The organism is Rubritepida flocculans DSM 14296 (genome assembly GCF_000425365.1).
Classification (GTDB): Bacteria; Pseudomonadota; Alphaproteobacteria; order Acetobacterales; family Acetobacteraceae; genus Roseococcus; species Roseococcus flocculans.
Map to the genome: position 1 here is coordinate 1 of NZ_AUDH01000058.1, position 5953 is coordinate 5953.

Below are 5953 nucleotides of genomic sequence, written 5' to 3' on the forward strand. Positions count from 1 at the left end.
GCCGCGCGCACCGTCGAGGTGGTGTGGTCGACGGGTGCCCGCGCCCGCAACTTCGTCCCGGCCCTCGGCCTGATCACCGAGGAGCTGGAGATGTCGCCGAACGCGGTGCGGATGGAGGCGCTGCGCTCCGGCCGCGCCCCGGTGCTCGACACCCACCGCCGCGGCGGCGCGCGCGACGTGCTCGGCCGCGTCACCGCCGCCCGCCTCGAGCGCGGCCGCGGCTACGCCACGCTGCAGTTCAGCGCCGCCGCCGACGTCGAGCCGGTCTGGCAGCGCATCGCCGACGGCACGCTGCGGGCGGTCAGCGTCGGCTATCGCGTGCACCGCTACGAGCCGCGGCCCGATCCCGCCACCGGCGAGATGATCCACCGCGCGGTGGACTGGGAGCCCTTCGAGATCTCCGTCGTGCCGGTCCCGGTGGACCGCGATGCGGCAGTGCGCGGTGAGGCGGCGCAGGGCGCGCCCGCCATCGCCCTTGAACCCGCCCTGCCTGACGAGGACCCACCCATGCCCGAGACGACGCCGGAGACCCCGGCTGCTGCCCCGTCGGCGCCGCCCGCTGCGTCGGCGTCCAGCCCGCCCCAGGAGACCACCGTGACCACCAGCCCCGCGCCGACCACGCCGCCCGAGCCGACCCGCGCCGCGCCCGCACCGGCCGTGCCGGCGCACGACCTCGACGCGGTCCGCGCCGAGGCCCAGCGCGCCGAGCGCGCGCGCATCGCCGGCATCGACGCCGCCGTGGAGGCCGCCCGCGCCTTGCTGCCGGCGGAACGCATCACCCCGATCCGCGCTGAGGCCATCGCCCAGGGCTGGACCGGCGACCAGGCCCGGCGCGCCCTGTTCGACGCCCTGGTGGCGCAGGGGCCGCGGCCGTCCATCCCCGCCCGCCCCGAAACCGGCCCGAGCCACGACGACCCGGCGCAGATCCTCGATGCCATGGCCGAGGCGCTCGCCGCCCGCGCCATGCCCGGCTACCAGCCCCAAGGTTCCGGGCGCCACGCCGAGTTCATGGGCTGGCGTCCCTCCGACATGATCGGCGAGCTGCTGCGCGCCCGCGGCGAGCGGAGCGTGCCCCGCAACCCGACGCTGCTCGCCGAGCGCGCCTTCCACACCAGCTCGGACTTCCCGCTGCTGCTCGCCGCGGCGGCCAACAAGATGCTGCTCGCCGCCTACCAGCCGGCGCAGCCGACCTATCGGCAGGTCTTCCTCCGGCGCGACTTCCGCGACTTCAAGCCGCACCGGCATCTCCGCGTCGGCGACTTCCCGACCCTGCTGCCGCTCGCCGAGAACGGCGAGATCCAGGTCGGCACCATGTCCGAGAGCCAGGAGATCGTGCTGCTGCAGACCTTCGCGCGGCGCATCCGCGTCACGCGGCCGATGCTGGTCAACGACGACCTCGGCGCCTTCACCGACTTCGCCGCCGCGATCGGCCGCCGCGTCGCCGAGTTCGAGAACGCCACCGCCTACAACCTGATGAACAGCGCCAATGGCGACGGCCCGACGCTGACCACCGGCAGCGCCCCCGTCTTCGCCACCGGCGCCGCGCGGGCCAACAAGGCCAGCACCGGCACGGTGCTCGACACCACCACCATCGGCGCCGGCCGCACCGCGATCATGAAACAGCGCACGCTGGACGGCCTGCCGATCTCGATGGGCCAGACCATGCGCCTGCTGGTCGGCCCGAACCTCGAACTCGCCGCCCGCCAGGCGACGGTGGTCGTGCAGGCGAGCGAGATCGGCAAGGCGAACGTCTTCGCCGGCTTCGTGCAGCCGGTGATCGAGCCGCTGATCCCGGCCAACCGCTGGTACCTGTTCTCCGACCCGCTCGCGGCGCCGGTCTATGTCTACGGCTACCTCAACGGCGCCGAGGGGCCGCAGGTGACGACCGGCCCGGTGCAGGGCGCCGACGGGGTTGAGGTCAGCGTGATCTTCGACTTCGGCGTCGGCGCCATCGACTGGCGCGGCGCCTGGTTCAACCCGGGCACCTGATCCCGCCGCGCCGTCCTTCCCGTCTGTATCGCGCCAGGGCGCCGCCGAAGAGCCGGTCGGCGCCCTGCGCGCTTTCAGGAGACCCTTCCATGCGCAACTGCCTCCGTCCCGACGCGCGCTCCATCCCGATGGTGGTGCCCTACGCGGGCGGCATCCTCGCCGGCCAGGGCCTGCTGGTCGGCGCCTTCTTCGGCGTCGCCGCATCGGACGCCGCCCAGAACGCCAGCGTCGAGTGCGAGACCCGCGGCGAGTTCGAGCTGCCCAAGGAGCCCGCGCTCGCCATCAGCCCGGGCGCGCGGGTGTTCTGGGACGACGCCAACCGCCGCATCACCACCACCGCCACCGGCAACTTCCAGGTCGGGCTCTGCACCGTCGCGGCGCTCGCCGCCGACGCCACGGTGCGGGTGATGCTGGCGCGCGTGCCGGCCTCGGGGGCGTGATGGCCGCGCTCCTGGCGCGCGATCGCGCGCGCCTCGCGGGCGTGCACCGCGACCTGGTGCGCGTCGTCGAACGGGCCCGCCTGGCGGTGCCCTTCATCGTCACGGAAGGGCTGCGCTCCCGCGAGCGCCAGGCCCGGCTGGTCGCGATCGGCGCCTCGCGCACGATGGACAGCCGGCACGTAACCGGCCACGCCGTCGATCTCGCCTACTGGCTCGACGACGGCGACGGCGCCGTGGAGCAGGGCGAGATCCGCTGGGACTGGAGCCTGTACGAGCAGCTCGGCGCGGCGATGAAGGCTGCGGCCAAGGCGCTCGGCGTGCCGATCGTCTGGGGCGGCGACTGGACCTCCTTCCGCGACGGACCGCATTTCGAGCTCGACCGCAGGGCGTACCCGTGACCGGTGCGACCATCCTCGCCGTGCTCGGGCGCCATGCGCTGCCGATTGGGCTCGCGGCAGCAATCCTGCTGTCCGTCACGGCTGCCTGGCACTTCCGGTCGCAGCGCGACGCCGCCCGCCTGGATGCCGCGACGGCCACGCGCACCGCTGAGGCCAATGCGGCGGCGCTGGCCCGCGCCACCGCCGAGCACGCGCGCCAGATCGCCGCCCTAATCGGCGAGGCCGAGCGCGCCCGTGCCCAGGCCGCCCGCCTCGGCGCCAACCTGGAGGTCCTCCGCCGTGACCCGAGCCATGCCGCCGGCGCTGCCCCTGTGCTGCGCGCTGCTGTCGAGCGCCTGCGCGCCAGCCGCAGCGCCGGAGATCCGGCTGCTGCCGCTCCGCCTCCCTGACGCGCTGCTGGTCTGCGCCCCGGCGCCGGCGCTTCCGGCCACGGATCACCTCACGCAGGGCCAGGTAGCGGAGCTGCTGCTGGCCTATGACGCCGCCCACGCCGACTGCGCGGGGCGGCTCGCCGCGGTGCGGCGGCTCAACCCCGCCGACGGGGACGAGCGGTGAACGCCTTCGCGGAGGCGATGGCCGTGCTGGTCGCCGATCCGAACCTCGGGGTGGACGCCGTCTACCGGCAGGGCGGTGTTGGCGCGCCGATAAGTCTCCGCGTCCTGCGGTCGTCGCCCGACCGCGTGGCGGATGCTTTCGGGACCGAGATCCTCTCGGCGACGGACATCCTCTCGGTTCCCATCGCCGTCCTGCCCGACCTCGCCGCCGGCGACAGCTTCACCCTCGGCCCCGACCTGCTCACCGTCAGCCACGCCGAGCGCGACGCCTCCGGCACCACCTGGCGCGTGCTCTGCCAGCGATAGGAGCCCCCATGCCGCAGAACGCCCTCACCCTGCTGGAGATCCTGCGCGACCTGCTGCTCGGCGCCGCGGCCGGCCTCGCCGGTGGCTTCGTGCGCTGGAACAATCCCGAGCGCCGGCGCTTCGGCTGGTGCCTCGCCTGGGAGGTGCCCTCCGCGGCGCTGCTTGGCAGCGCCGGCTATGCCCTCGGCGGCTTCCTCGAGTTCAACGAGTACGGCCGCTTCCTCTTCGCCTTCGTGTTCGGCTACCTCGGCCAGGCGGCGCTGCACGACCTCGCCGTTGCCATCATCCGCCACCGCACCGGCCTGCCGCCGGGCGGCGGCACGCCGTGAGGCTGGCCGCCACCATCCTCGGCGACCTGCGCCGGCAGCTCGCCGCCGAGGTCCGTGCCGGCGAGCGCGCGGCGATGACGGCGATCCGCGCCGAGACGGAGCAGGTCAAGCAGGAGCTGCGGCGGCAGGTCACCAGCAGCTTCGGCGGCAATGCGCGGGGGATCGCCAATGCCTGGCGCTCGCAGGTCTTTCCCCGCACGGGGCAGTCGCTGCGGCCCGCCGGCCTGGTGTGGACCAAGGTGCCGAACGTCATCGACGCCTTCGAGCGCGGCGCGCTGATCCGCGCCAGGGGCGGGCGCAAGTTCCTGGCGATCCCGACCGGCTTCAACGCGGCGCGGGGACGCCGCGGCCGCGGAGAGAAGGGCTTGCGGGTGACGCCGGCGCAGATGGTCGCCTCGGGCCAGGGCTTCCTCCGTCCGTTCCGCTCCGGCCGCGGCTTCGTCTGGTGCCTGCCGCTGCGGCAGGGCGAGCAGACCGGGCGGCGCCGCCGCACCCGCCTGATCGCCGGCGGCCTCGCCGAGATCGGCACCGCGAACCGCAAGGGGCGCGAGGCCTGGGCGCGCGGCATGCTCCAGCGCGGCATGGTGCCGATGTTCCTGCTGCTGCCGCAGGTGAAGCTCGCCAAGCGGCTGGACGTGAAGGGGGCCGCCGAGCGCGGCCTGCGCCGGCTGCCCGGGCGGTTCGTGGCGGCCTGGGAACGCGAGAGCGGGAGGGTGGCGCCGTGAGCGTACGGGAGGCCGCCATCGCGGCACTGCAAAGTCAGCTCGGCACCGCCTTGGCCGGCAGGAACCCGGCACCTCTGGTCCTGCGCGGCGAAGTCGTGCCGCAGCGCCTGCCGCCCGGTGGGCTGGTCGTCCTGCGCGATGGGGAGACCGTCGAGGAGACGGCGATCCTGTCGCCGCTGGCCTGGGCGATCGAGCACCGCGCCGAGGTCGAAGTCACCGTCGGCGGCGCGACGCCGGCGGCGAGGAGCGCCCTGCTCGACGCGCTGCTGGTGGACATCGCCGCCGCGATCACCGCCGACCGCACCCTCGGTGGCGCAGTGGAGTGGGTCCAGCCTGGCGCGCCCGACTTCGAGGACGTCGAGTTCGAGGGCGCCGCGGCCGCCCGCGCCGCATCTGTCCCCGTCGCGCTGTTCTTCACCGTCGCCGGCTCGCCGCTGGCCTGACGCTTCTCCCTCCCGCTGATCCCGGAGATCTCCGATGCCCCGTGCCATCGGCGCCAATTGCCGTCTGCTCATGATCCCCGAGGCGACCTACGGCACCGCGCCCGCGGGCGACTGGCGGCGCCTGCCCTTCCTCTCCTGCGACCTCGGCGCCGAGCAGCCCTTGCTCGATGCCGACGTCATCGGCGTGGGCAGCAGCCGCGATCCGGCCGCGCCCTTCCTCGACACCGTCACGGTGCAGGGCCAGGCTGTCGTGCCGGTCGACCTGGTCAATATCGGCCACTGGCTGCGGCTGCTGCTCGGCCCGCCGACCACCACCGGCACCAGCCCGGACTTCGTCCACAGCTTCGGCTCGGGCGCCGCGGCGCTGCCGTCCAACAGCATCGAGATCGGCTATCCGGATGTGCCGAACTACGATCTCTGCACCGGCGTGCGCGCCGACACGCTGGAGATCGACTTCTCACCCACGGGTCCCGCCACCGCGACCTTCGGGCTGATGGGCCAGGGCTCGACGCGCGGCGGCACGAGCGCCGGCGGCACGCCGACCAGCGCCGCCTACACCGCCTTCCACAAGGCGCAGGGGGCGATCAGCCGCAACGGCTCCGCGCTCGCCCAGGTGACCGGCGCGCGGCTCACTTACGCGAACGGCATGGAGATGGTGCGCACCATCCGCGCCGACCGGAAGGTCGAGGGCGTGGACCCCGGCATCGCGCGCGCCACCGGCCAGATCACCGCGCGCTTCGCGGACACCACGCTGCTGACCCAGGCGCAG

The 5953-nt window shown here is 74.5% G+C and carries 9 protein-coding genes; all 9 read left to right on the forward strand.

The window, feature by feature from the left end; translation table 11 throughout:
• Positions 1–1989, forward strand: a 1989-nt coding sequence (locus H596_RS24275; protein WP_027286155.1) for a prohead protease/major capsid protein fusion protein, incomplete at its 5' end; no start/stop codon positions are given.
• Between the two features lie 89 nt (positions 1990–2078).
• Positions 2079–2429 carry a DUF2190 family protein gene (locus H596_RS0118640; protein ID WP_027286156.1) on the forward strand — a complete coding sequence of 117 codons (351 nt, stop codon included), beginning with the start codon at positions 2079–2081 and terminating at the stop codon, positions 2427–2429.
• Entirely contained in the window at positions 2429–2827 is a 399-nt protein-coding gene (locus tag H596_RS0118645) for a M15 family metallopeptidase (protein ID WP_027286157.1), read from the forward strand. Before H596_RS0118640 ends, H596_RS0118645 begins: the two co-directional genes overlap by 1 nt.
• A complete protein-coding gene (locus H596_RS24015; RefSeq protein ID WP_156910194.1) occupies positions 2824–3216 on the forward strand; it encodes a hypothetical protein in 393 nt (130 codons plus the stop codon). Before H596_RS0118645 ends, H596_RS24015 begins: the two co-directional genes overlap by 4 nt.
• A 162-nt stretch (positions 3217–3378) precedes the next feature.
• Positions 3379–3687 carry a head-tail joining protein gene (locus H596_RS0118660; protein ID WP_027286159.1) on the forward strand — a complete coding sequence of 103 codons (309 nt, stop codon included), beginning with the start codon at positions 3379–3381 and terminating at the stop codon, positions 3685–3687.
• Positions 3688–3695: 8 nt separating this feature from the next.
• A complete protein-coding gene (locus H596_RS0118665; RefSeq protein WP_027286160.1) occupies positions 3696–4016 on the forward strand; it encodes a phage holin family protein in 321 nt (106 codons plus the stop codon).
• Positions 4013–4741 (forward strand): DUF6441 family protein, encoded by a 729-nt coding sequence (locus tag H596_RS0118670; protein WP_027286161.1) that lies wholly within the window; start codon positions 4013–4015, stop codon positions 4739–4741. Before H596_RS0118665 ends, H596_RS0118670 begins: the two co-directional genes overlap by 4 nt.
• Positions 4738–5184 carry a hypothetical protein gene (locus tag H596_RS0118675; protein ID WP_027286162.1) on the forward strand — a complete coding sequence of 149 codons (447 nt, stop codon included), beginning with the start codon at positions 4738–4740 and terminating at the stop codon, positions 5182–5184. The genes H596_RS0118670 and H596_RS0118675 overlap by 4 nt, the downstream gene beginning before the upstream one ends.
• A gap of 34 nt (positions 5185–5218) precedes the next feature.
• A partial coding sequence (locus tag H596_RS0118680; RefSeq protein ID WP_037302059.1) for a phage tail tube protein occupies positions 5219–5953 on the forward strand: 735 nt, incomplete at its 3' end.

Coding starts and splice junctions, on each gene's coding strand:
- H596_RS0118640 (WP_027286156.1), top strand. CDS start 2,079: ATGCGCAACTGCCTCCGTCCCGACGCGCGCTCCATCCCGATGGTGGTG.
- H596_RS0118645 (WP_027286157.1), top strand. CDS start 2,429: ATGGCCGCGCTCCTGGCGCGCGATCGCGCGCGCCTCGCGGGCGTGCAC.
- H596_RS0118665 (WP_027286160.1), top strand. CDS start 3,696: ATGCCGCAGAACGCCCTCACCCTGCTGGAGATCCTGCGCGACCTGCTG.